The 25,012-nt window shown below is 40.2% G+C and carries 15 protein-coding genes; 5 read left to right on the top strand and 10 right to left on the bottom strand.

Features of this window, described 5'->3' with window-relative positions:
* Positions 1–162: 162 nt before the first annotated feature.
* The 5 genes from HMPREF9010_RS23045 to HMPREF9010_RS23065 all read left to right on the top strand — a co-directional run bounded on the left by HMPREF9010_RS23045 (position 163) and on the right by HMPREF9010_RS23065 (position 9,518).
* A complete protein-coding gene (locus tag HMPREF9010_RS23045) occupies positions 163–3,123 on the top strand; it encodes a SusC/RagA family TonB-linked outer membrane protein (RefSeq protein WP_004302470.1) in 2,961 nt (986 codons plus the stop codon).
* Positions 3,124–3,143: 20 nt separating this feature from the next.
* The gene (locus HMPREF9010_RS23050; protein ID WP_008642575.1) at positions 3,144–4,778 is read left to right on the top strand and encodes a RagB/SusD family nutrient uptake outer membrane protein; all 1,635 of its coding nucleotides are present in this window, start codon (positions 3,144–3,146) and stop codon (positions 4,776–4,778) included.
* 23 nt (positions 4,779–4,801) lie between these two features.
* On the top strand, positions 4,802–6,475 hold the full coding sequence (locus tag HMPREF9010_RS23055) for a BACON domain-containing protein (RefSeq protein ID WP_008646451.1): 1,674 nt from the start codon (positions 4,802–4,804) through the stop codon (positions 6,473–6,475).
* A gap of 60 nt (positions 6,476–6,535) precedes the next feature.
* Positions 6,536–7,519 (top strand): glycosyl hydrolase family 18 protein, encoded by a 984-nt coding sequence (locus HMPREF9010_RS23060; RefSeq protein ID WP_008646450.1) that lies wholly within the window; start codon positions 6,536–6,538, stop codon positions 7,517–7,519.
* A 172-nt stretch (positions 7,520–7,691) separates the two neighbouring features.
* Positions 7,692–9,518, top strand: a complete 1,827-nt coding sequence (locus tag HMPREF9010_RS23065) for an endonuclease/exonuclease/phosphatase family protein (RefSeq protein WP_032852403.1) — start codon at positions 7,692–7,694, stop codon at positions 9,516–9,518.
* 129 nt (positions 9,519–9,647) lie between these two features.
* Here the strand turns inward: HMPREF9010_RS23065 and HMPREF9010_RS23070 are convergent, their stop codons facing one another.
* The 10 genes from HMPREF9010_RS23070 to HMPREF9010_RS23115 form a co-directional block, all read right to left on the bottom strand.
* On the bottom strand, positions 9,648–11,318 hold the full coding sequence (locus HMPREF9010_RS23070; RefSeq protein WP_008646447.1) for a glycosyl hydrolase family 32: 1,671 nt from the start codon (positions 11,316–11,318) through the stop codon (positions 9,648–9,650).
* 117 nt (positions 11,319–11,435) lie between these two features.
* Positions 11,436–12,704: an MFS transporter gene (locus HMPREF9010_RS23075; RefSeq protein ID WP_008646442.1), complete on the bottom strand. Its 1,269-nt coding sequence runs from the start codon at positions 12,702–12,704 to the stop codon at positions 11,436–11,438.
* Positions 12,705–12,706: 2 nt separating this feature from the next.
* Positions 12,707–13,312: a YhcH/YjgK/YiaL family protein gene (locus tag HMPREF9010_RS23080; protein WP_008646441.1), complete on the bottom strand. Its 606-nt coding sequence runs from the start codon at positions 13,310–13,312 to the stop codon at positions 12,707–12,709.
* On the bottom strand, positions 13,309–14,235 hold the full coding sequence (locus tag HMPREF9010_RS23085; RefSeq protein WP_008646437.1) for a dihydrodipicolinate synthase family protein: 927 nt from the start codon (positions 14,233–14,235) through the stop codon (positions 13,309–13,311). The genes HMPREF9010_RS23080 and HMPREF9010_RS23085 overlap by 4 nt, the downstream gene beginning before the upstream one ends.
* A 32-nt stretch (positions 14,236–14,267) precedes the next feature.
* Entirely contained in the window at positions 14,268–16,022 is a 1,755-nt protein-coding gene (locus tag HMPREF9010_RS23090; protein WP_008646436.1) for a glycosyl hydrolase family 32, read from the bottom strand.
* Between the two features lie 26 nt (positions 16,023–16,048).
* A complete protein-coding gene (locus HMPREF9010_RS23095) occupies positions 16,049–17,869 on the bottom strand; it encodes a RagB/SusD family nutrient uptake outer membrane protein (protein ID WP_050428246.1) in 1,821 nt (606 codons plus the stop codon).
* Between the two features lie 27 nt (positions 17,870–17,896).
* On the bottom strand, positions 17,897–21,094 hold the full coding sequence (locus HMPREF9010_RS23100) for a SusC/RagA family TonB-linked outer membrane protein (RefSeq protein ID WP_232284303.1): 3,198 nt from the start codon (positions 21,092–21,094) through the stop codon (positions 17,897–17,899).
* A gap of 73 nt (positions 21,095–21,167) precedes the next feature.
* Complete coding sequence (gene rbsK / locus HMPREF9010_RS23105) at positions 21,168–22,154, bottom strand: ribokinase (protein ID WP_008646433.1); 987 nt, start codon at positions 22,152–22,154, stop codon at positions 21,168–21,170.
* A gap of 38 nt (positions 22,155–22,192) precedes the next feature.
* Positions 22,193–23,116 carry a ribokinase gene (rbsK, locus tag HMPREF9010_RS23110; protein WP_008646431.1) on the bottom strand — a complete coding sequence of 308 codons (924 nt, stop codon included), beginning with the start codon at positions 23,114–23,116 and terminating at the stop codon, positions 22,193–22,195.
* 226 nt (positions 23,117–23,342) lie between these two features.
* Positions 23,343–24,884, bottom strand: a complete 1,542-nt coding sequence (locus tag HMPREF9010_RS23115; protein ID WP_008646429.1) for a hypothetical protein — start codon at positions 24,882–24,884, stop codon at positions 23,343–23,345.
* Between the last annotated feature and the right edge of the window lie 128 nt (positions 24,885–25,012).

The raw sequence follows: 25,012 nt of genomic DNA, 5'->3' as shown, positions 1-25,012 counted from the left end.
TAGTATTAAACCTTAAAAAAAAGACTATTTACTATGAATACATCCTAAAACTGTAGAATGAAGAGGTGGCGGAGTAATGTTGGGAACATTTTGAATGCCTTGACTTGTATCTAAAATTCCTAAAAATCTAATATTATTATATTCTAACTAAATGAAAAGTATATGGATAATCTAAGAAAAACGCTTGGCTGCTTGCTACTATTTCTTTTTGCAGCAGTTACATCTACTTATGCACAGGTTGCAAAACAGTATTCGGGTACTGTTATGGATGCCGACAGCAATGAACCTATCATCGGTGTCAACGTAACCCTTAAAGATGCACAAACTGGTACCGTAACGGATATTTCCGGAAAGTTCTCGATTAGTGCTCCTGTTGGCTCTACACTATCATTTTCTTATATCGGATACGTGACTAAAGAGGTTAAACTGGGAACGAATACCAGTTTGAAGATTACAATGCAGGAAGATCAGAACCAATTGAGTGAAGTAGTGGTCATTGGCTATGGTGTAGTGAAAAAATCAGATATAACAGGTGCTGTGGCTTCTGTTTCTTCCAAACAATTTAAGGATCAGCCGGTAAAGCGGGTGGAAGATATTCTGCAAGGACGTACTGCAGGTGTGGCAGTGACGAGCGTAAATGGTTTACCTGGTGGTACAGTTAAAGTTCGTGTTCGTGGTACCACTTCTCTTAATACCAGCAATGACCCCCTGTATGTCATTGATGGTATTATGTCTGGTGGACTGGATGTAAATCCAGCTGACATTCAATCTATTGAAGTTCTGAAAGATGCTTCGGCAACAGCTATTTATGGCTCACGCGGTGCTAATGGTGTGGTGTTGGTAACTACTAAAAAAGGGGTGGAAGGTAAAGTGCAGATTTATGCAGATGTGGCTATAGGCGTATCGAACATCCTTAAAAAATATGACTTACTGAATGCTTATGAATATGCGACTGCACTAAAGGAGTATAATGGTATCTCATTTGCAGATGATGAGATGGAAGCCTATAAGAATGGCTCCAAGGGCATTGACTGGCAGAATTTGATGTTGCAGACTGGTATTAGTCAAGACTATAAATTAGGCATTTCGGGTGGAACGGCTAAAAACAAGTACCTTATTTCAGCCAATGTATTGAATATGACAGCCATGACCATCACGACCAAGTATCAACGTGCACAGTTACGGATAAATTTGGATAATGAACTCACCAAGTGGTTGACACTTTCTACCAAAATTAATGCTTCACGTACTCACAGTCATAACGGGGGCATTGACATTATGAACTTTCTGAACTATTCTCCTACGATGGAAATGAAAGATCCGGTGACGGGCGTTTATAATATGGACCCTTATAATTCAGTAAACGGAAACCCTTATGGTGCCCGTGTGGCAAATTATGGCGATTCATATGTGTATGCTTTGAATACTAATATGGATTTGACTTTCAAAATAATGAAAGGGTTGACATTGTCTGTACAGGGTGCTGCTAATTACTCTCATGTTCCGAGTTACTCTTTCACCTCGTCGTTAGCAAAACCCGGACAAATTAGTGGTATGGAAAATGCGAGCAGGATGAATCTATTCTGGCAGAATACCAATAATGTGACTTATAACACAAGTTTCGGCGATCATCATTTGACTGCAACAGCTGTATTTGAAGCAAGTGGTGCCGAAGGCAGAAATCTAAAACTGACCGGAAGTGATTTAGCCAATGAGTTTGTTGGTTATTGGAATGCAAAAAATGCAAAGACACGCGATGGAGAGAATGGCTATTCCGCAGAAGCTATTGTGTCCGGGCTTGGTCGAATTATGTACAATTACAAAGGAAAGTATATGCTGACAGGTACTTTCCGTGCCGATGGTTCATCTAAGTTTCAGAAGAAGAATAAATGGGGATATTTTCCGTCAGCAGCTGTTGCTTGGGATGTTGCTAAAGAAAACTTTATGAGCAAACAAAACATTGTCCAGCAATTGAAACTAAGAGCCAGTTTTGGTGTTGTTGGTAATCAAAGTATCGGTGCTTACACAACATTGGGTATGTTGGCTCCTACAAATTATGACGGTTATGGTAGCGATGCAATCCATACCGGTTATTGGACTGGAAATCTCGCTACACCGGATGTAACTTGGGAAAGCACCTATCAGTATAACATAGGTTTGGACGCCAGTGTTTTAGACGGTCGCTTGAGTTTTACAGCCGAATGGTTCCGAAAGGATACTAAGGACCTGTTGCTTCGCAAACCTGCTCCTCAGTATAACGGAGGTGGCTCTTTCTGGGTCAACCAAGGTGAAGTTAGAAACTCTGGTGTTGAATTCACCATTACAGCTACTCCTTTGACAGACAAAGATATATTTGGTTGGGAAACATCGCTGAATGCATCTTATTTAAAGAATAAGATAATCGATCTGGCAGGTAGTGATTTTATCGTTGGGGAGAATTATACAAGTATTGGCGGTGGTCCCATTCAAATTAAAAAAGTAGGGTATCCGATTGGTTCTTTCTATCTTTATGAATGGGCAAACTTTAATGACCAGGGCGCCAACTTGTATAAACATCAATCTAATGGAAGTTTGACAACCAATCCGGGTGCTGACGATCTGGTTACTAAAGGGCAGGCCGAGCCTAATTGGACTTTCGGATGGAATAATACATTTACTTGGAAAAACTGGACGCTCAATCTCTTTATCAATGCTGCATTAGGACAAGATAGACTGAATGTAAGCCGCTATGCGATGGGATCTATGACAGGTGTATATCGTTTCATCTCTTTATCTGATGCTTATTACAAAAGTTGGGATAAAGTAGCCAATAAAGCAGATGCTGTGTATGCAAGTCATAAAAATTCAGATAATAGAAACTATCCTGATTCCGATTTCTGGCTTGAAGATGCATCATTTGTGAAACTGAAAAATATAAGCCTTACGTATAATATTCCTAAGAAGATAACGAAAGTAGCCGATATTCAACTGTCGGTCAGTGCTCAAAACCTGTTTACATTAACGAAATACACAGGTATGGACCCAGAAGTGTACAGTGAATCCGATTATGGCTTTAATGGTGTGGATATGGGATCTTATCCTGTTCCAAGAACATTCACTTTTGGTATGAAACTTAACTTTTAATCTTTTAACTATACATGGATATGAAAACAATATATAGAATATTCAAATCTGTCGGACTAGCATTGATAGCACTTTGGATGGTGTCTTGCCAGGATTTACTGACAGAAGATCCTAAAGGGCAGTTGGCGGTAACTAATTTCTTCAATTCAAAAGGTGATCTGGACTTGGCTCTGAATGGAATGTATTCCAAAGTTGCAAGTGATATGTATGCAAATATTTGGGCAGGTTTCGAATCAGTGATGGGTGATGATATTTCTACACACCCTGCAGCTAATAAGCAGGGGCTGCGTGAGGTAGATACTTATAATGTTTCGGACAACAACACTTGGGTGACTGAATTGTGGGGTGCTCGTTGGAGATTGGTAAAAGCGGCTAATTTCATTATAGATAATGCCGGACGAACTCCGGAAGTGAGCCAGGAAGAGAAAGATGCGGCCATTGGACAAGCTTATTATTGGCGTGCCTATTCTTACTTTTATTTTGTAATGGCTTGGGGAGAGGTACCTATGGTTGTGAAAGATGAAATCAATTATAACATGCCATTGGCAACCGTTTCTGAAATTTACGAACTGATTGTTTCTGACCTGAAAAAGGCAGAGACAATGGTCCCTGCCAATTATACTAAAGAACCCTACGCAAGAAACGGGGTAAACATTGCTGTTAGTCAAGGAGCTGTAAAAGCAACATTGGCTTATGTGTATATGGCAATGGCAGGATGGCCGTTGAACAAGGGAACAGAATATTATCAACTAGCCGCTGCAAAGGCAAAGGAAGTAATCGATGCTTCGAAGAAAGGTACTTATTACTACAAGTTATTACCTGATTATAAGCAAGTATATTCGATGGAGTATAATAAGAATAATCCTGAAGTATTGCTTGGCGTTTACTATAATTTGGGAATAGATGCACTTACCAATGCCCCTTTAGCTGATTTCCTGGCAGACTATGCTTATGGTGGCGGTGGATGGGGAGATACGAACGGAGAAATTAAATTCTGGTATGATTTCCCGGAAGGCTCACGCAAAGATGCATCTTATTTCCCGAAAATCATATTGAAGAATGAAACTAAGTTGCGTGATTGGTGGGAAGACCCCAATCCGGAAGCGCCGCGTGTGGTTGTTGCTCCCTGTTTCATGAAGAAAGTAGAAACGACCACTGGAGAAGAATTCGATTATACGAATCCGAAGATTTCGATGAATCAGAATGGAGAAAAGACGCATCAGATTATTCGCTTGGCAGAAGTATATTGCTGGTATGCCGAAGCTGTGGGTCGTTCAAAAACAGGCAGTATCACGGAAGCTGTCAACTTATTGAATGAGGTACGTAATCGTGCCAATGGATCTGTTGTTGCAGACCGGGATATCTATAAGACAACCATGTCGTATGATGATCTGGCAGAAGCTGCCTATAATGAACATGGCTGGGAAATAGCCGGATATTATTGGGGAAATATTGCCACTAGAGCGAGGGATATGTTTCGCATGAATCGCATTAAAGATCATTTTGAATACAGAAAATTAAATCCGGAGATTGAAGTGGCTCCCGGAGTCTTCAGGAAAGAAGCTGTTTCCGTATCAGGTACGTGGAATGACAGTAAGATGTATCTTCCCCGTCCTTTTGTAGATTCGTCTATTAATCCGAATTTGAAGAACTGAATGAAACAATAAAAACAATCATTATGAAACTAAGATATTTATATTTAGCAATAGGTGTATTATGTAATGCCTCTTTAGTATCATGCGGCGATAGCTTCAAAGAGAAAACAGAGATTGTTGCATGCGGAATCTCCACAAATGCTTTGACATTCGGAGTCTCCTCTACTGAAGTTCAGACTGTAGATATTACGTCAGAAGCAGCTTGGGAAGTAGCAGTGGATCAGGCAGGTGGTAATTGGCTTACTGTTTCTCCTTTGAAAGGAACTGGTAATGGTACGCTAACAATTGCTGCTGATAAGAATAACGGCCCAAAACGTAGTGCAACCTTGACCATAGCGGCGAAAGGTGCTGAACTTCGAACCATCACAGTTATTCAGGATGGCTATAAAGGAACCATTTATAATTATGGTGACTTTACTGGATTGCAAAAGACGGGGCTTGTGGCAGGGATCAATCCGATCACTATCGTAGATAATGACGAATGTGAAGATGGAAAAGCGTTAAGAATCTATACCCGGGCAGGTGAAGAGTATGAAGGTACTAATGGGGACCGTTTCAAGGTGCAGACAACAACGCAATTCGGATCAGGTCGTTATGAATGGAGGGTATATGTCCCTAAATTCGGAATGAATGACCGGGCTAGTATTGGAGCATTTTTATATTTTGACGATGGGCATGAATTGGATTTTGAAATTTGTTCCGGTACGGCTGCAGACCGTGCAGCACATAGTGCCGGACCAGATGATATGCTGTGCCTTGTGACGAGTCAGGCTAATCCTTTTTTCTCTGAATTCACGCCTATTAAGGGGGATGCTTGGCATACGTTTGTATTGGATTTGAAGTTAGAAAATAAGAAATATCTGGCGGAGTGGTCGGTTGATGGTAAAGTTTTAAAGAGGGCACAATTAGATTATGGTGAAGAGGCTTATTTCCGTGCTATATCTAGTGTCGAGAATCTTTATGGTATGGGCGATCATGCGGCAACTCAAGAAAATTATGCCTTATTTGATTATCTTGAATATGTTCCTTATGATTATTCAATGAAGCCGATTATCGAAGGTCAACTTCCTCCCGAACCAGAGGGAACAACAGTGAAGTGGGACTTTGAGGAAGCTGGTTTTGTTCCTGTTGGATGGACTAACAATGGAGGAACGATTGCGGATGGAAGTTTGAATCTATCTAACGGGAATAACTTCGTTTATGGTCCGGAAGTGGGAGCTGGAAAATATACATGGGAAATAGATGTTCCTTTGGTAGGAGTAGGTGAAAAGTGGTTGGCAGGTGGTAATATCGCTGCAACTAACGCTGAAGAAAGGTCATTCTCTATGTTTGTTTTCTCGGGTACTGAAAATGATCGTGCGGCTTGTACGGTTCCTCCTGTTCCTGGTCAGATGCTGGTACGTTGTTATACGGAAGCTATGGGAGTTTACGGTGTACCTATTGATCCGGGTAAACACACTTTGACTATTGACCTTAGACTTAATGCAGATGGTGCATATTGGGCGGCATGGATTATAGATGGTGAAGTGGCGAAAACATTTACTACTTGGTATACTCCGGCACAGTTTAAATTTGGATTCTCAATGATGACCTTTGCTGATGGAGGTGGCTGGCAAGGAGATAAGCCTACTGCAAAGACATATACAGTCAAATATGACTATATAGAATATAAGAAGTATAATTATGATGAAGAATAACAGTTTACTTTACATTCAATGAGGTATTTAAGTATAATTGGAACAGCTATATGCTGTGTAATGTTGGTAATGACGAGTGTTTCCTGCAAGCAGGAAACACTCTCTTCCACCACCCAGGAGAAGAAAGTAGCTCCTTGGTATGTCTATATAGATGGAAGCTCTTTTAAGGATATAGAGCCAGTGAAAGAGATTATTAGTTCCATTAGCGTTTTCGGGAATCCTCCGAAATCATTTATCGATGAATGTCATCAGAATCATATCGAAGTATATCAGGCTGTAGGTGGGAATGAAGAAACGATTGATACGCCACAGAAAAGAAAGGCGCTTGTTGAGAAGTATGTAAGTGATTGCAATGCAAACGGATATGATGGAATAGATCTTGATCTCGAACATTTGAACCCTGATATTCAGGATGCATATACCGAATTCCTGAAACTGGCTTCAAAAGAACTCCATGCTGTTGGAAAGAAATTAAGCCATTGCGTTAGTTTTTATCCGGCTTTGTATCAGGATAACGAAACTAAGATGTTTCACGATCCGGCAGTTTTGAATACTACTTGCGACTTAGTTAGAGTGATGTGTTACGATATGTATTTTGCACCTGGGATAGATAAGCCCGAGCTCAAACATAGGGATGATTGTATGGGCATTGGGCCTACGTCTAATTATCTATGGACTAGAGAGGCGATGCTTTTCTGGATGAAACATATTCCAAATGATAAATTAGTGATGGCGCTACCTGCTTATGCAAATGATTATGCTGTAACTGGCGGCATCAAAGGAAGGCAGGTTTATCAATCTGTGCCTGACAGTATAAATGGAATTTTGCCTTCTCCTACCTGGTTATGTTATGAAAAGGTAAACATGTATCTGTATGATGGCACTGATGGTAATCGGCATCTGTTTTATGCAAGTGATGCCAGAAGTACGGAAGCGCTACTTGAACTAGCTGATGAACTGGGAATCTCTCAAATCGGTTTTTGGCACTTTAATAGCGTAGATCCGCAAATGTGGGATACTACCGCAAAGTGGCAAAAGAAATAATAAGATAATAAATCGACCTTGTAAATAATATAGCTTTATTCTCATCCCCCCATTTAGAGAAAAGTTATTCTTAACAATAAGAGGCCGCAAAGGTATGAATCCATATCTTTGTGGCTTTTTATTTTTTTCTTACCTTTGGGGAAACTTAACATAACCCCCAAAAATGAAGAACATGAAAAAGATCTTTTTACTCATTTCCGTCATCCTATTTATTTTTCCAGTACAGGCTCAACATACATTGAGACTGATGACTTATAATATTAAAAATGCGAACGGCATGGATGATATTTGTAGTTTTCAACGGGTAGCCAATGTGATAAATAATGCTTCTCCTGATGTTGTGGCTATACAAGAGGTAGACAGTATGACCCGTCGGAGCAGACAGAAATATGTGCTGGGTGAAATAGCTGAACGTACACAGATGCATGCCTGTTTTGCACCTGCTATAGAGTTTGAAGGAGGTAAATATGGAATCGGACTGTTGACAAAGCAAGTTCCGCTACGTTTACAAACTATCCCTTTACCTGGTAGAGAAGAGGCCCGCACCTTGATTCTGGCAGAATTTGAGGATTATATTTATTGTTGTACTCATCTGTCATTAACGGAAGAAGACCGTATGAAATCTTTGGAAATAGTGAAGTCATTGATTGCTTCCTATAAAAAGCCTCTTTTTCTAGCCGGGGATATGAATGCTGAACCTGAATCCGATTTCATCAAAGAATTGCAAAAGGATTTTCAAATACTCTCCAATCCGGAAAAGCATACTTATCCTGCTCCCGCCCCAAAAGAAACCATTGATTATATTGCCGCATCAAAGCAAAACGCTACCGGATTTGCTGTCATATCTGCGAGAGTAGTTAATGAACCAATGGCTTCCGACCATCGTCCCATACTTGTGGAATTGCGTACTGCTGAAAAGGCAGACAAGATATTCCGTACTAAACCTTATTTGCAGAATCCTGTGGGTAATGGCATTACTGTGATGTGGGAAACAACCGTTCCTTCTTATTGCTGGGTGGAATATGGCACAGATACTACCCGGCTGGAACGTGCGCGTATGATTGTTGACGGTCAGGTGGTCTGCAATAACAAGCTGCATAAAATACGTATAGATGGCTTACAGCCCGGACAGAAATATTATTATCGTGTGTGTTCGCAAGAGATGTTGCTTTATCAGGCATATAAAAAGGTATTTGGAAATACTGCACAATCGACCTTCAGTGAATTTACTCTTCCTGTTGCTGATACAGAGTCTTTTACCGCTATTGTTTTTAATGATTTGCATCAACATGCCAATACTTTCCGTACTCTGTGTAAACAAATACAGGATGTTAAATATGATTTTGTTGTTTTCAATGGTGACTGTGTGGATGATCCTGTGGATCACGAGCAGGCAACCACATTTATCAGTGAACTGACCGAAGGAGTGTGTGGCGATCGCATGCCGACTTTCTTTATGCGTGGCAACCATGAAATCCGCAATGCCTATTCTATCGGTTTGCGTGACCATTTTGATTATGTGGGAGATAAAACTTATGCCTCTTTTAACTGGGGAGACACCCGTATCGTCATGTTGGATTGTGGAGAAGATAAACCGGACGACCATTGGGTATATTATGGCTTGAACGATTTTACTCAATTGCGTAATGAACAGGTTGATTTTCTGAAAAAAGAACTGTCTGCCAAAGAATTCAAGAAAGCAAAGAAACGTGTCCTTATTCATCATATTCCGCTTTACGGTAATTATGAAAAGAATCTCTGTGCGAATCTTTGGACTAAATTATTAGAAAAAGCACCTTTCAATATCAGCCTGAACGCACATACTCATAAATACGCTTACCATCCAAGAGGGGAACTGGGTAATAATTATCCGGTTATTATTGGTGGAGGATATAAGATGGACAGTGCTACGGTGATAATTCTGGAAAAGAAAAAAGAGGTGTTAAGAATAAAAGTATTGAATACGAAGGGAGAAACTTTGTTGGATATGACAGTTTGAATATGAATTAGGTCACATAAGATAAAAGCCACAGGGTTATTGATTGTTTTCCTGTGGCTTTTTCATGTAGGATTGAGATCAGATTGATGATTTGTCCTGCAGTTTCTTTAAATGTTTCTATTACATTAATTAGAATTTTTGGAGACCACTTGCTTGTTCATATGCTTTTTTTCCTTCTGTATCCTTATTGCTGATATATCCGGGACCACCACCGGCTACATATCCATTACTTTCGCCATTGGTACTCGGGCTTACCCAAAATGCATATAAATCACCATTTTTAAGTTTGAATCTGAACTTTACTTCTTGACCAACCAATGAAGATAAGTCACTGCTTCCATTCCATTCTATTTGTTGAATAGTAGAATCTATACTAACGGCTTTACATTTATCTGCTGAAAGATCATCAATAACCTTATTATTTTTATCCAGAATCTCAACTTTAAGTTCACCGGACGAACAATCGACATTGACGAACAAATATTTACCAGTAAATGTGACAGGACGAGTCGTAAGGCTGCCTTCTCCCGTTGTAGACATGGAAGCAAATCCATCTCTGCGTAGAATAGCCATGCCGGTGGCACCATTTGAATGCATATAGCTTGAGGGGTCTCCACCTTTAAATCCGATGTAGTAGAACCTTAATTGATCCCCTACTACTGTACAAATACCACCTACCGATTGTACATATCCACGATCCCAACTGCCAGGTACTCGGGTAGCAGGAATAAATGCCTCTCTGTAAGGTCTGTCCCAATGGAAGCCGTCACGGCTGAAAGAAACTTTTAATTCTGTGATTTTCGGTCTGTTGGCAGCTTTGGCAATTTCATTCTCGTCCAATAAAATTTGGTGCAACCCCAGCATAATACTTTCATAACCTACAGCATTCAAATTATAAAGTTCGGGTGGTAGATTGAATTCCGGATCTGGAGTGTCTTTATTATCCGCATTACACCAGAATACTACATCTGCTTTAGTCCAGACTGCTCCAGTCAGAAAATCAGAATGTTCCCGATAATATCTGGCTCTTCCATGAGGAGAATTGCCTAGCACACCTAGAGTTCGTATGCTGAACACCCATTTTTTACGGAAAGGATTGTAGAACATTGTACTTCTGTCACCACAAGGACCTGTTTTTGTGAACCAGCTCCATTGTTTTCCATTCGAAGATATCATGCAGTAACCAGCATTATCTGTTGCATTAGCGTTTGGTGAACGTAAAAACATCTTATATCTTTCATTGTCGGATGCCTCATAATCCAATACGACAGCACATGAATTTGCGGGGAATCTGGACAATGTCAATAGCTCATTCGAACCGTTATTCAAATCTGGACGTACCCAGTTGACACCATCATTACTTGTTGCATAAGCCATTTTGTTGAGCCATCCGGCTTCATACCACATTTTGAAGATCTGTTCTCTGGGTTCCCACCATACTCCGCCATCTTTGGCAGAAGCACCAGGAATATTTGATGTCTCCAAAGTTGTTTCTGGCTTTAGTATAGGATTCTGTGCGTATTTCTTGGGCTTATAGAATTTGCGTACCAGATCGGTGTTGTCTATCAGGAAATTATCAAAAAATAACTGACGGCCTACATCAATGGGAATTACTTCCGGAGGCGTCTGTAGATAGGGAACCTTCATCGGTTCATATGAACTGATATTTATATCTTTTGGTGGCCATACAGAGGGCAGAATGATTCCATTGTAGAGAGTTCTCCAATCGTCTGACGGGTCATCAGGGTCGGGGGCCGGATCAGTTCCGGAATTTTCCGGGGGGACCGGATATACCATCATCTGAACCGCCGCAACTATAAGATACCAAACACAGTAAAAACATGATAATGTTTACATATGGTTTTATTGACCTAATAAGTGAGTATGTATACTTCATAATCGTTCAGTTTACGTTTTTTATTTATTTTTTGACTTGGTCATTAGTTCATCGGTCATATCCGTAGTTTTTGGGTTTAGCACTTTTAACTGAAGGAATATGGACAGACATACAGAGAAGATCATTATCAAAAAGACAAGATCCTTATAATTAGCTTCGAACGCTTTGCCTAGCTCGTTTGTGATAATGGCTCCGGCGGCTATTCCAACAAAATTCATGAGTCCGTAACCAGTAGCGCGATATCGGGAAGGGATGAACTGGCAAAGAATAGGCATATTATTGGTATCATACATACCGAAGCCAAGTCCGAAGAGTATGGCTCCTGCAACAATAAATATAATATTGTTTCCGTAAACCATCATTAAAAGAGCGGGAACAATCAGTGACAATCCGGTGGCACTGGTGTAAACTCTTCCTTTGATATTCTTCTGTACCCATCTATCGGAGATAAAACCTCCGAGGAATACCCCGACAAAAGAAGAAAGGGCCAAAGTTGTGGTAGAAAGCGGACCAGCAAACTCCATATCCATATTTAATGTATCGGAGACCATTGTCGGCAACCAATTTTTGGTGGTCCATCCAGGGAGATTAAGTGCCGCAAAATAATATAGCATTACCCAAAATGCAATATTACTAAACAATACTGCCAATCCTTTGAAGGTCATTGAAAGATTTTCCTTTATACTTCTCCTTTGTTCTGTATTTACTACATAAGTTTTTTTCTCATGCAGCAGTGCGATAAGCACAAAACTATAAATGATACCGACCATCCCAAAAGAGTGGAAAGTAAATTGCCAGGAAGTGTGAGCGGCTACTGTAGCTCCGAAGCCACCGATAGCTTGCCCTAAATAAATACCGGAAGTCAGTGCGCCGATAGCAATAGATCTTGTTTTCCCTTGGTGGTAGTCGGCTGTGAGAGATAAAGCGGCAGGTATGTAAAATGCTTCGCTAACACCCATTAATGCTCTTAATATATACAGGTGGTTAATATCATGCACATATCCCATCATAAGAGTGACGGTAGACCATACGAATAAACTGACGACAATCAGCCATTTACGGTTCAAGCGGTCTGCAATCATTCCTGATATGGGGCTCATAATAGCATATACCCAGAGGAATATAGCCATCAGTCGTCCGAAATTAGTGATAGATTCCAGCTCTTTGATATCTACCATGATGAACGGCCGCATCGTAGCTAGCATCTGTCTATCTAAATAGTTGAGTAGAGACACTACGACGAGCATCCCTACTACCATCCATGGATAAAATTTCTTATCTTTCAGCATATCTATATTTTGATTTTAATAACTATTTTCTTCACAATCATCCCATCTTCCTCTTTTATACTGGGACGGTGAGCATCTTTAGGGAAGAAAACATAAAAAAAACCGGGAGTTGCCACTTCATATATGGCCGGTGCATCGGGTTTGAAGAAAACAATATCCTTTTTCTCGTCATATTCGCAAACAGGGACTACTTTATCCAATGTTGTTACTCCCATTTTCTCTTTTCCATTGATCAGGTATTGGAGATCGATATATTTGCGATGTGCTTCAAAGTTACATTCTGTTTCTTCTTTAGGAGCATATTCACTAACAATGGCATATATGTCTCGCCCTATAATTTCATATTCACCAGGAGTTAATTTACTTAATTCTGTACTTTTCAGATACTCGAATGTAGCTTTCCATCTTTCAGGGTATTGGGCTTGATGTTTCTTTAAAGCATTCATGTCGAGTGTCGGACTGGCAACTATCGGCCAACCATATTTCCAGTCTACTTCTGTAGAATCAGTGTCAGAAGTGATAGTTTCAGCTTTCTTTTTAGGGTTTCCACAGGAACAAGTCATAGTAATGATCATTAATAAAGTGATTAATTTGCTGGTTGTTTTCATAATGCCTGAATAATTAGTTTCTTCAATTCCGCTACATTTTTTCTGATTATTTCCAGGTCAGTGTCATTTACTTTTTGTAGGGGTTCGCAGATGTAATCGGTTATTAGGCCTTCTGTAAATAATGCGGCTTTTAACCCTTTGAGGAAAGACACGCTTGATTTGTCAACCGAGTAAATCTTGGTAGAAACTTTCATTACTAGCTTCTGTAAATTGAATATTTTTTCCGCATCTTTAGCTTTACACGCTTTGAACAAGTTGACATAAAGTTCAGGGAATAGATTGGAACCGGAGTTTACACCTCCATTGCCACCTAATGCCATTGTAGAAGCCAACATTTCATCTGGTCCTACGAGAATGGTAAAATCAGAATGTTCAGCTTTCACTTCCGCAAGTAGCGTATTGAAGTAAGTACCGTTACCAGAACTATCTTTTATTCCGATGATGTTCGGGTGCTTAGCCAATGTCTTGATTGCTTCTACGGAAATCATTAATTTAGTTTGTGCCGGAATGTTGTATAAGAACAGAGGCAGGGATACATTGTCGGCAATCGTCGTGTAATAGTCGACTATTTCTTTTTGAGTTAATCCCAGATAAAAAGGTAGTGCGGATACTAAATAGCTGACTCCACATTCTTTTGCATAACATGCCATATTCAGACTTTCTTCAATACAACAATCAGCAATGCTGGCAAATACAGGTACACGGCCATTTACATATGCTACTGAATATTTAATGAGTTCCTTTCTCATTCGAAGAGAAATACTTGTTCCTTCACCAGTAGTACCCATAAGAAAAATTCCACTGACTCCGCCATTTATCAAATGATCCAGCAATTTTTCCAAACCTTTAATATCAATATTCTCTCTGTCAATAAGGGGGGTCACCATTGGGGTAATCACGCCTTCAAATAATTTTTTATCCATCGTTATTTATATTATTTTATTTATTAATTGTTTTAACATCTTTCTAACAGGTTAGGGAAATTTTCAGCTTTTTTATAGGCCTTTTTGCCTTCAATGTCTATACCTCCGCTAAAACCCGGACCTCCTGCTGCGTTGTATCCGTTACTGGCACCTTCTATATCGGGACTTACCCAGAATGAATACAAATCACCGTTGGCTAAATAAAATTTGAATCGGACTGGTTGGTTTTTTAAAATAGACAGATCCTTTTTGTTTTTCCATTTTATTTGTGCAATCGTGCTGTCTATTGAGAGAGGCTTACAGTCACCTGCGGAGAACCCTGGAATTACATTATTGTCAGTATCTAACACCTCCACTTTTAACTCTCCGTTTGGACAATTTACATTTACGAACAGGTATTCGCCAGTGAATGTTACTGGACGGGTTAATAATGTACTTTTTTCCTTTGAAGTGGAATAAGATACGAAGCCGTCTCTGCGTAATACAGCTATGCCGGTACTTCCATTGGCATGCATTCCGTTCTTTTCGTAAACCGAACTTTTCTTTTTCCTGTTTCCCTCGAATCCTATATAGTAGAACCAGAGTTGATCCCCCACAATTGCGCATAATCCTCCCACGGATTGTACATATCCTCTGTCCCATGAACCTTCTTTTCGTTCAGCGGGAATAAAGGTATGCCGGTCGGTACGATCCCAGTGGAAACCGTCGCGGCTGTAAGCAACTTTTAACTCGGTTATTTTAGGGACTCCGGCTTCTCTACATCTTTCGTTAGATGGTCCCAGGTGTATTTGAGGTAATGACAGCATAATGCTTTCATAAGGTACTGCGGACAAGTTATATAGTTGTGCTTTATCACCGATATATGGATCCGGATCATCCAGATAGTCTGCTCCCAACCAAAAAATAAGGTCTTCTTTTGTCCATTTCGCTCCTTCCAGGAAATTGGAATGTTCATGGTAATAGCGGAAGCGTCCGATAGGTACACGGTTTATATTTTCCGGATTCCGGAGGCTGTATACCCATTTTTGGCGGAAAGGATTGTAGAACATGGTGCTCCGGTCTCCACATGGTCCGGTTTTGACTGGTTTACCCCAGTGAATTCCATCTGGAGAAACCATACTGAATCCATAATTAAAGCGTTCTGTGGAACCGGGAATAGAATTAGGAGAGCGTAGGAACATTTTGAAACGCTCTTCATCATTTTGGGTAAAATGATCCAGCCACACAGTAGATGAGTCTGCTACGATTTCCGGTACAATCTGATTAGTGCCCGGCACTATATCAAGATTGGGACGCTCCCAATATATTCCGTCTTTACTTGTAGCGTAGGCCATTCTGTGTAACCAGCCAGCTTCATACCACATTTTGAAGAGTTGCTCTTTCGGATCCCACCATACACCACCATCTTTGGCACTGGCTCCGGGAATGCCGTAAATACCCTGTTCCAATTCTGTCTCCGGTTTGAGTACCGGATTGAAACTCATTTTACGTGGTGTATATGACCTGCGTTCCATATCTGTCTGTTCAATCAGGAAATTGTCAACCAAAAGTTGTCTTCCTAGGTCGATTGGAATGATTTCCGGTCGGTTGATTAAATAAGGCGTTGGCATAGGATCGTAATTCATGCCAATATTTCTGGGAGGCCAAACGTCAGGTAATGCGACACCGTTGTACAGAACATTGTTTAGAGGAGCCCCCCCCCTTAAGAAAGAGGGGAATGCTATATTAGGTACAAATGCAGCAGATAATGCTAGACTTGCGTTTTTTATAAAATCACGTCGTTTCATTTATTTGCTATTTTTTTATAGATTAGTTAATCTGAAGGACTGTCCCAATGCGGATTTTGTTTTAGATTCGGATTGATAACAAGGGCGGAACTTGGTAGCGGAGCCAGGTAGTCACGTTCCTCATTCCAGGTTTTTACTTTATCTGTATTGAGTACTTTATTACCAGAATTGCCATTGCTCAAGAAGATACCTACATTTAGCCCGATTGAGTTCTTTTCGGTAAGATTGGCGGGACGTTCACCTATATAAATGTAAAAGTTGGCGTTTCTAACTGTATATGCCGGTTTATCCAAATCATACTTGGTAGAAGGAGCGGTGACTGTTGAAAAATAAACTCCCCTGAATTGTTCGGTAAATAAATGGCCGGCTTTCCAACGCATCAGATCATCATAACGCAGATTTTCCATAACCATTTCAACTCTGCGTTCTCTTCGGATTTCAAGAATTACTCCTTTGTTATTTCCTGATACAAGTGGATACTGTACTGCCAACACTGGGTCCGGGTTAGCATTTGCAGCTGCCATATTCATATTCGGCATCCCGATACGATCCCGTATTAGTTTGATACTTTGATCCAAGTCTGTCTGGATAAGCGTACCTAACTCGGCTTTTGCTTCGGCATAATTCAACAGAACTTCTGCATAACGATACAGGATGATATCATTTTCGTTGCTGGTCTGTTTATCATAATCGCCAGATTGTATATACTTAATCGGCATGTATCCAGTGGCGGAGATTTGCATGGCCTCATAGAGCCTATTTACATCATGGGTCTTGCCAATGCGGGCGTAACCGGGACATCTGACTGTCTGAAACATACGTGGATCTCTGTTTTCAAATTCTTCACCAAAAATCATAGTCTCATAGCCTGGTCTGTCTGTAAAACGGCTACCATCATTCATCAGATAAGAATCCATGAATGCTTTACTAAGTCCAATCTGGTTTCCACTGGCGTTAATGATAGAATAGTTGGTGTTATGTTTTACGCCTAATGAAATGCTATAAGCATAGGCGGTTATAACTTCTACGTCACTGGCATTGTTTGTAACAGGTTGTGCAAATAAATCTCTGTAAGCAACATCCGTTCCTTCTCCTTTGTCAATAGTGTATTTCCCCGAAGTCATTAGTGCCTCAGAAGCCGATACACATTCTTTCAGAAAATCCTCTGCTCCTTCTATGTTATGGTATTTTCTGAACGTTCCTTCGAATAAGCAGAAACGACTCTTCAGAGCCAATGCAGTCCATTTGGTTATCTCATTCAGACTTTTGGTTTCCACACCGTTTTTTATGGCTTTATCCAAATCTTCCAGAATCTTGTTCGCAATCGTTTCGCGAGAGTCACGCGGTTTGTACAATTCCGGACTATTATCTTCGAGTACAGTATCGTACCAAGGCACTCCACCGAATGTCTTCAGTTTGTCATAGTAAAACTGTGCTCTCAGATAGTAGGCCATTGCATTGTATTTTTCACGTATAGTCTCATCCGGACAGTTTACAGAATATTTTAGGAAGATGTTAATCTTTCGCAGATTGTCCCAGTCCCAGCTTCCGGCTGATTGCGTTGAGCTTCTTTTGCCAGTCATATAATCGGGAAGTGTGGGCCATATCACGTCGTCAGTCTTTTCCATCATTCTTCCGGCGGCTACGCTGGCTCCATTATCTACATTGGATGCTCCTGACAGCATGGGCAGAAGTCCGTTGATGTATAACTTAAGTTCCGTTTCATTCTTCAGAGAGTTCTCCGGAGTCATTTGATCTTGCGGTAACTGATCTAAATCACAAGCGCAAAACGAAAGCGATAATGAACTTATCAAAAAGGCTTTCTTTATAATCGTTGTTGTTTTCATACTTAATAGATGTTTAGTTTGGGGAATTTAGAATGTCAGGTTTACACCAATGGACACCGTTTTAGAGAACGGATAAATACGTGCATCGTTGGCAGACATCGCTTGTTCTGGATCTATATAGTCAGTCTTGAAAGGTGACCAATAACATAGGTTTTCACCAGCGAAATAGATTCTTAATCGTTCGATTCCTGCTTTAGTTGTAAGTTTACTCGGCAGTGTATAACCTATCGAGAGATTTTTCAAACGCAGATATGCCAGATTTTGTAAGTATCTATCGTTGACAACTTGCATCTGTCCATCATCATTGTATGCTGCACTACCACGTTCGAGGCGAGGGAAGTATGCACCTTTGTTTTCTTCCGACCATGCTTGTTCGGCAATTCCCTTGGGAAGGAAAGCGCTGTTGACACGCCCCCATGAACCCCAGAATTTTTCCATTTCTTTGTTCGGATACAAATCTCTTTTTCCAATACCCTGGAATGAGATAGAAAAGTCAAACCCATACCAGTTGATATTTGCTCCAAACCCATAATTATAACGTGGTGTTTCATTGCCGATAACTTCAAGGTCGCCATGATCGTCAAGTGTATTTGCTCCATTGTTGATAATATTATTACCATCCTTGTCGAGGAATTTTACGTCTCCTCCACGAGCAACAGACCATTTTCCCTGGCTCTTTAAAATATCCCTGTTTACTGCCGACTGGTCTATCTTACTTGTCCATTCAGTTGCTTCTTCATCCGATTGGAATAATCCACCGGTTTTATAACCCCAAATTTCTCCGATTTTCTTTCCTACGTAATAATCAGTTAAGATATTCGTGTCATTTCCTTGATATTTAGTAATTTCAGAGGTAGCATCACCCAAAGAACCGAAAACCTCATAATTCAGTGGTTTTCCAGCCAATTTGAAATTGTCACGCCAGGTTACGGTTATTTCATACCCTTTTGTTTTCATTTCTCCGGCATTTTGTCGGGGAGGATTCGCGCCATAAACAGCAGGAAGTGTAATACCGTCAACGAACATATCTGATGTTTTTCTGATAAAATAGTCTCCGCTGAAGTTTAATCTGTTATTCAATACGCTGATATCTATACCCATGTTAAGGGTGCCTACTTTTTCCCACGTGTAGTCACCTGCTACGGGAGCGGGGGTAGTCAAGTAATAGGCAAGCGAATTACCAACAATATAAGAAGACTGTTTTTGGGTAATTGTAGAATAGGGATACATGCTTACTCCCAATTGATTACCGAGGACACCATATGAAGCTCTTATCTTCAGGTTATCGAAGATGTTTAGGTCTTTCATAAATTGCTCTTCGCTTATTCTCCATCCTGCAGATACGGAGGGAAAGAAACCATATCTGTTTCCGGAGAGGAATCTGGAAGAACCGTCATATCTTCCGTTTACTTCTAATAAATAGCGTTCCTTATAATTATAATTGGCTCTGAAAAAAAGGCCGAATAGTTCGTAAGCGGATGCACCTCCTGTAGCTTTGAGGTCTGATGCGCCTGTTCCTGTTGCCAGATTCAAATCATTCAATGTTTCAGATAATACATCTGTCCGGTAGCCAAGTAAATCGTGTGTTTGCTGTTTTTCGTAGTTCATACCTATTGTTGCCGATACGTTATGAACTTTTGCAAAAGTGTTACCGTAGGTAGCGTATGCATTGAATACATGTGAAGGGTCATAAGACATTGATTTCTGTATATAGTCTTTTTTGTGAGTGGAAGTGGTGCTTAACTGCGTTTCGTTGGCATACCCGTTAGAGATATATACTAATCCCTGGCGTTTCCAGTTATCATCCATCGTGAATCCGAATGTATAATCAGCGTTTATGGATAAATTCTTGATGGGAGTAATTTCAACAGAGAATGTATTTCGGAAACGTCTTTTTCCTACATTCCCTTTGGAGACGCCTCCATATATATCTGCTACACGACCTTCGTTGATGACTTTTCCATTTTTCATCAAACCGGTATAGTTGCCATCCGGTCCGATGGGTACATAGTAAGGTGCACAGTTGATCATGGTTCTGGCAAAAGCTGCATTGGCAGCATTTTCACCAGGATAAGTGTGCGAGCTGTCAAAATAGTTCGTCTGGTTTCCAATTCTCAGCCATGATTTGATTTCTGCATTGAATTTCGAAGTTAAAGTGTATTGCGTATATTTCTCGTCTACCCGTTTCATCATACCATCCTTTGAATAGAAATTTGCGGATACATAATATTGGATTTTGTCGGTGCCCCCGGAGATGCTGACATTGTGAGATTGGGATGGCATTCTTTCTTTATACATCCAGTTCCACCAGTCGAAATTGGCATAGTAGTTGTATTTTTGTCTGCCATCACTTTCTGTTGTTGTAACTACCCAGGGACGATCCGGATGCTCTGTTGTATCATACCGACGTGCTTCCAGCTCTTTATAATCTTCTTCTGTATATCCGGTAGCAGCTCCCATGAACCCCTTTTGTCCCATGTATGAAGTATCGTAAATATAAGCGTGGTCATATCCCGAAGTAACAAAGTCGGTGGAGACTGTCGGCTTCGACCAAGAGAAATAACCATCATAAGAAACTTTTGCTTTTCCGGATTTTGCTTTCTTAGTGGTAACTAAGACTACGCCGAATGCTGCACGCGCACCATAAATGGCTGCTGAAGAAGCGTCTTTAAGAACGGAGATAGATTCTATATCATTCGGATTCAGTTGATCTATACTACCGGGAATACCGTCTACCAGAATAAGAGGAGAACTGGAATTCACGGAACCCATTCCACGAATGGAGATTGTTCCGCCTGCTCCGGGGCTACCGGTATTTACCTGAATGTTGACGTTTGGCATAGCTCCTTGCAACATTTGCGTAACGGAAGATGTGGAGCGGTTTTCCAGTATTTCGGCTGTGACCTGACTAACGGCTCCTGTCAAATTAACCTTCTTTTGAGTTCCATAGCCGACAACGACTACCTCATCCAGCAATTGATTATCGTCATGTAGGGTCACATTAATCATTTTCTGATTGGCCGGTACTGTTACTGATTTGAATCCAATAAAGCTGAACTCAATAGTAGCGTTCGGTTCTGCTTTCACTTGATAATGTCCATTGAGGTCTGTGACGGTTCCCGTAGTTGTTTTTCCATGTTTAACGATAACGGAAACTCCGAGTAGGGGTTCCCCATTACCATCTTTAACAGTACCTGATACAGTGTTTTGCGCATGTATATTCATTGAGAAGATGAATAGACAGCTAAGTAACAGTATAAGTCTATGTCTTATACCGTCAGTTGCTGACAGAAGATTTCTACCTGATAGAATGAATCGTCGGTTCGAGTAGGTTTTCATGTTCATTAAATTTAGAAGTTGAGCGATAAGGTAATTCGTTTTTTAGGATGAAGTGGTTCACTTCTTCGAGAGTAGGGATGGATGGTTGAGCCCCTGAACGAGTGACGGCAATTGCCGCCGCTGCATTAGCAAATTTGAGGGCTTCAATATCTATCTCTTTTTGAGCGCACATTACAGCCAAAGCACCACAGAATGTATCGCCTGCCGCAATTGTGTCAATAGCATTCACTTTGTAACTGGGAAGCCTGCCGCTTGTATAAGCGTTTTTCATATATACGCCATGGCTTCCCAGTGTTATCACAACATTTTGTGCACCTGCCGTAATCAATGCTTCGGCAATTTCTTCCAGATTGTCTCCTGTATGTTTGATACCTGATACAAAAGCTGCTTCTACTTCGTTGACTACCAAAATATCAATAGCTTTCATCAGCTCTGCATCAATCAGACAGGCAGGTGCGGGATTAAACAAAACCTTTTTACCTTTTTGTTGTGCTAATAGGGCAATACTCTTAATTGTATTGTAAGGAATCTCGGCTTGCATTACTACTATTTCCGTCTCATCAATTACTTTGGAAAAGTGATTGATTGATTCGGGAGATAAAGAGTAGTTTGCTCCCGGAGCTACGGCTATACAATTTTCCCCACTATCTGCTACAAAGATTAATGCTGTTCCTGTAGGATGCTGGTTATCATTGATGATGTAATCCGTAGTGATTCCTTCTTTTTCAAAATTCTTTTTGAGTATATCGGCATACATATCATTCCCTAATGAAGTGACAAAAATGACGGAACCTCCCAGTCGCGCTGCAGCCACGGCCTGGTTTGCTCCTTTTCCTCCAAGGGATTGCATAAAAGAGGCATCGCCGACAGTTTCGCCGGGTGCCGGTAAATGGTTGACTTGGGCAACCATGTCGATGTTTGAGCTTCCAATAACTACTACTTTCATGTGAATCAGATTTATATTTAACCTAGGTCTTTTATGTTTTATAAAGTAACTTCCATTTTATAAGGGATGGCACTCTGTGCACCAATACGGGTAACGGCAATTGCCGCTGCTGCGTTGGCAAATTCGACAGCTTCTGTCAATGAATGCTTTTCGGATAGACAAACACTAAATGCACCGCAGAATACATCTCCGGCTCCGGTAGTGTCTATTGTCTCTACTTGTTTAGCGGGAATCATTGCATATTTATCTTTTTCCTTTACATAAGCACCATCTTTACCTAATGTGATGACAACATTTTCTATACCTTTGTCCCCTATCGTTTTGGCGGCTCGATGGGCGCTTTCTATATCCATGACCTTAATTCCGGATAGCATTTCGGCTTCAATTCGGTTAGGAAGTATGGTGTGTATGTTTCTAAGAAATGCGTTGCTCAAGGTAGATGCAGGCGCAGGATTGAGTATTACCTTTTTGTTGTACTTATTGGCGATAGTAGCTGCATACTCTGCAGTTTCTATCGGAACTTCAAGTTGCATAAGTATGATATCCGCTTCCCTGATTTTCTCTTCCGCTTTATTGATGTCCTCTATTGAGAGAGAGCGGCTTGCACCTGGTGCAACAATAATACTGTTTTCTCCGAAAGAATCAACAGAAATAAGTGCTACGCCTGATGGGCTCTTTTGATCAGTGAAGATAAATTCAGTGTTTATCTTTTCTGATTTATATATTTCCAAAGCTTGTAATCCGAATAAGTCATATCCGATTTTGGAGATGAAAGTAACTTCTGCTCCTAGTCGGGATGCAGCGATAGCTTGGTTGGCTCCTTTGCCGCCGGGGTTCATATAAAATGTTCCGCCTAAGACGGTTTCGCCTGGTACTGGTAGTCTGTTGGCTTTTACAACCATGTCAGTGTTGCAACTTCCAATCACTACTACTTTGGGTTTATGAATAGATACAGTTTCCATGGTATTAAAAATTAAGACGATACAAATGAAAGAAATAATAATGCATCGTTTTCTACATTAATAATTGGTTTATATAATTTCAAAAGTGATATAATGTGATCTTTTATTTGAATAGCAAGGAATGATAGGATAAATATATAAAGTCTATTTATATAATTACAAAGAGAAAAAATGAATTTGAATACAGCTTTTTTGTGATGATAAAAGGCATTAATAACCTTCTATTTTAAAGTTCTTTAGTCTTTGTATGCCATCTAAGGACTTCTGACAGTTTCTCTTTCCGGATTTTTGATTCTATCCATGCTGTAAAATCGAAGAGGCGTAAAAGTTGGTTTTCGTATTTATCATTATATAATTCTTGTATTTCCGGGGATAGCTTTTCCCAAAAAGCTTCCCGGTCTTTAAGCAGAATAGGGAGATTCCTTTTATTCAGGAACCATAGAATAATTCGTTCGGTTTTAAATGTTTGCTCTTTAGGAGAGGAGAGACTTCTGGTGATGGAGCGTGATTCGTGTCTGATCAGTTCGTATTCTTGTGTTTCGTAATAGGCGATGAGGCGAACCAAGCGAATAGTTCTCATCAGTGGTAGATATTTAATATTGTGGTCGATGATAGCGTTACTTATATATTTCTTTGCTGCTTTATAGTTTTGGTTACCAATATGTACGAGGGTTGTATAAAGTAATAATTCACTTTTACGTATGGGACTTAACCATGCTTCTTTGTCGTAGAGCGAATCCTGATAGTGGTTCATGAGTTCTGTACAATTAAGGAAGTCACCTTTATCCAGATAAGGAAACAGTTCGTATTGAAAGAGCAGGCAGGTAGCATTCACTTTGAACTCAAGTGACGAGTCTTCTGCTATCAATTCTTTTAATTTTTCAATAAAGTAGGGCATCTCATCATAGTTGCCTACTGATCGTAGACTTCCGAGTACTCCTTCAAGTACGGATAAATAATAAATGGGTGGGTTTGACCAGAATTGTTGGTTCTGTTCAAATAGACGGTTCAGTTCTTTGTAAGAGTTCAGGGCAGCTCTATAGTCCCCTGCTCCCATTAAATAATTTGCTTGAAAAAGTTTATGATTTCGTGTCAATTCAAAGTTCCCTTCCGCTTCGGAGGAAGCTGCTATATAAAGTTCGTTGACCATCAGGTCATTCATGTCTTGTTTTTGTTTAGCTGTTCGGATGACGCCAATGTGCGAAAGACGATATTTTAATAAATTGTGTAAAGAAGATTGTTCTGTGATTTTCCGGATCTTTTTTAGTGCTTCGTTTTGGATGAAATGTTTATGGAAAAGTTCCTGCTCCGTCATGTTGGGGAAGTTTAGTCGAAGCAAATATTCTAATTCTAACTTTTGTGCAATTGTCAATATTTCATTGTTTTCGTAAAATTGCGCCTGTTTTATTGTATCGGATAAGATTTCGAAGCATTCTTCAAATAATGAACGTTCATATAGCATACGAGCCTTGCACAAATCGTTCAGCAGATCATAATAAACATCTTTCTTTTTGCGCAGAGTGAGCAAAGTATCTACTAGTTTTTCATATAGATATTGAATAGATACTTCAAAAGAACCATTGGGGCGGCGTTTATAAAACTCCTCTTTTACTATATTCCCATTTGGCTGTTTACTCTTAGTAATAATGTCATAAATCACCAGATAGTCTTTTTCCTCCTTGTCTTTGATGACTTGCAAGGAGAAGTGTTTTTTTTCTGATTTTGATAGAGAATATATAAGAGATATAACAGAATCGACTCTTTTCATGGAAGCCCTTTCAATTAGTATTAGGCTGCAATAATCGGGATTTTCTGTGAGAAAAACAAGCTATTTTAGAAATTAACAAATCCGGCTTAAACGAGTTTAAACCGGATTTGTCTCAAAAAAATAATGAT

The sequence above is a fragment of the Bacteroides sp. 3_1_23 genome (assembly GCF_000162555.1).
Lineage (GTDB): Bacteria > Bacteroidota > Bacteroidia > Bacteroidales > Bacteroidaceae > Bacteroides > Bacteroides ovatus.
Note: the sequence above shows the minus strand (reverse complement) of the source record. Positions and strands in the feature narration are given on the sequence as shown.

What these genes read in the sequence shown, in the direction of transcription:
- rbsK (WP_008646431.1), bottom strand. Translation starts at nt 23,116, where the DNA reads ATGGAAACTGTATCTATTCATAAACCCAAAGTAGTAGTGATTGGAAGT.
- HMPREF9010_RS23100 (WP_232284303.1), bottom strand. Translation starts at nt 21,094, where the DNA reads ATGAATATACATGCGCAAAACACTGTATCAGGTACTGTTAAAGATGGT.
- HMPREF9010_RS23080 (WP_008646441.1), bottom strand. Translation starts at nt 13,312, where the DNA reads ATGAAAACAACCAGCAAATTAATCACTTTATTAATGATCATTACTATG.
- HMPREF9010_RS23070 (WP_008646447.1), bottom strand. Translation starts at nt 11,318, where the DNA reads ATGATGGTATATCCGGTCCCCCCGGAAAATTCCGGAACTGATCCGGCC.
- HMPREF9010_RS23055 (WP_008646451.1), top strand. Translation starts at nt 4,802, where the DNA reads ATGAAACTAAGATATTTATATTTAGCAATAGGTGTATTATGTAATGCC.
- HMPREF9010_RS23075 (WP_008646442.1), bottom strand. Translation starts at nt 12,704, where the DNA reads ATGCTGAAAGATAAGAAATTTTATCCATGGATGGTAGTAGGGATGCTC.
- HMPREF9010_RS23095 (WP_050428246.1), bottom strand. Translation starts at nt 17,869, where the DNA reads ATGAAAACAACAACGATTATAAAGAAAGCCTTTTTGATAAGTTCATTA.
- rbsK (WP_008646433.1), bottom strand. Translation starts at nt 22,154, where the DNA reads ATGAAAGTAGTAGTTATTGGAAGCTCAAACATCGACATGGTTGCCCAA.
- HMPREF9010_RS23065 (WP_032852403.1), top strand. Translation starts at nt 7,692, where the DNA reads ATGAAAAAGATCTTTTTACTCATTTCCGTCATCCTATTTATTTTTCCA.
- HMPREF9010_RS23115 (WP_008646429.1), bottom strand. Translation starts at nt 24,884, where the DNA reads ATGAAAAGAGTCGATTCTGTTATATCTCTTATATATTCTCTATCAAAA.
- HMPREF9010_RS23085 (WP_008646437.1), bottom strand. Translation starts at nt 14,235, where the DNA reads ATGGATAAAAAATTATTTGAAGGCGTGATTACCCCAATGGTGACCCCC.
- HMPREF9010_RS23045 (WP_004302470.1), top strand. Translation starts at nt 163, where the DNA reads ATGGATAATCTAAGAAAAACGCTTGGCTGCTTGCTACTATTTCTTTTT.
- HMPREF9010_RS23050 (WP_008642575.1), top strand. Translation starts at nt 3,144, where the DNA reads ATGAAAACAATATATAGAATATTCAAATCTGTCGGACTAGCATTGATA.
- HMPREF9010_RS23060 (WP_008646450.1), top strand. Translation starts at nt 6,536, where the DNA reads ATGTTGGTAATGACGAGTGTTTCCTGCAAGCAGGAAACACTCTCTTCC.
- HMPREF9010_RS23090 (WP_008646436.1), bottom strand. Translation starts at nt 16,022, where the DNA reads ATGAAACGACGTGATTTTATAAAAAACGCAAGTCTAGCATTATCTGCT.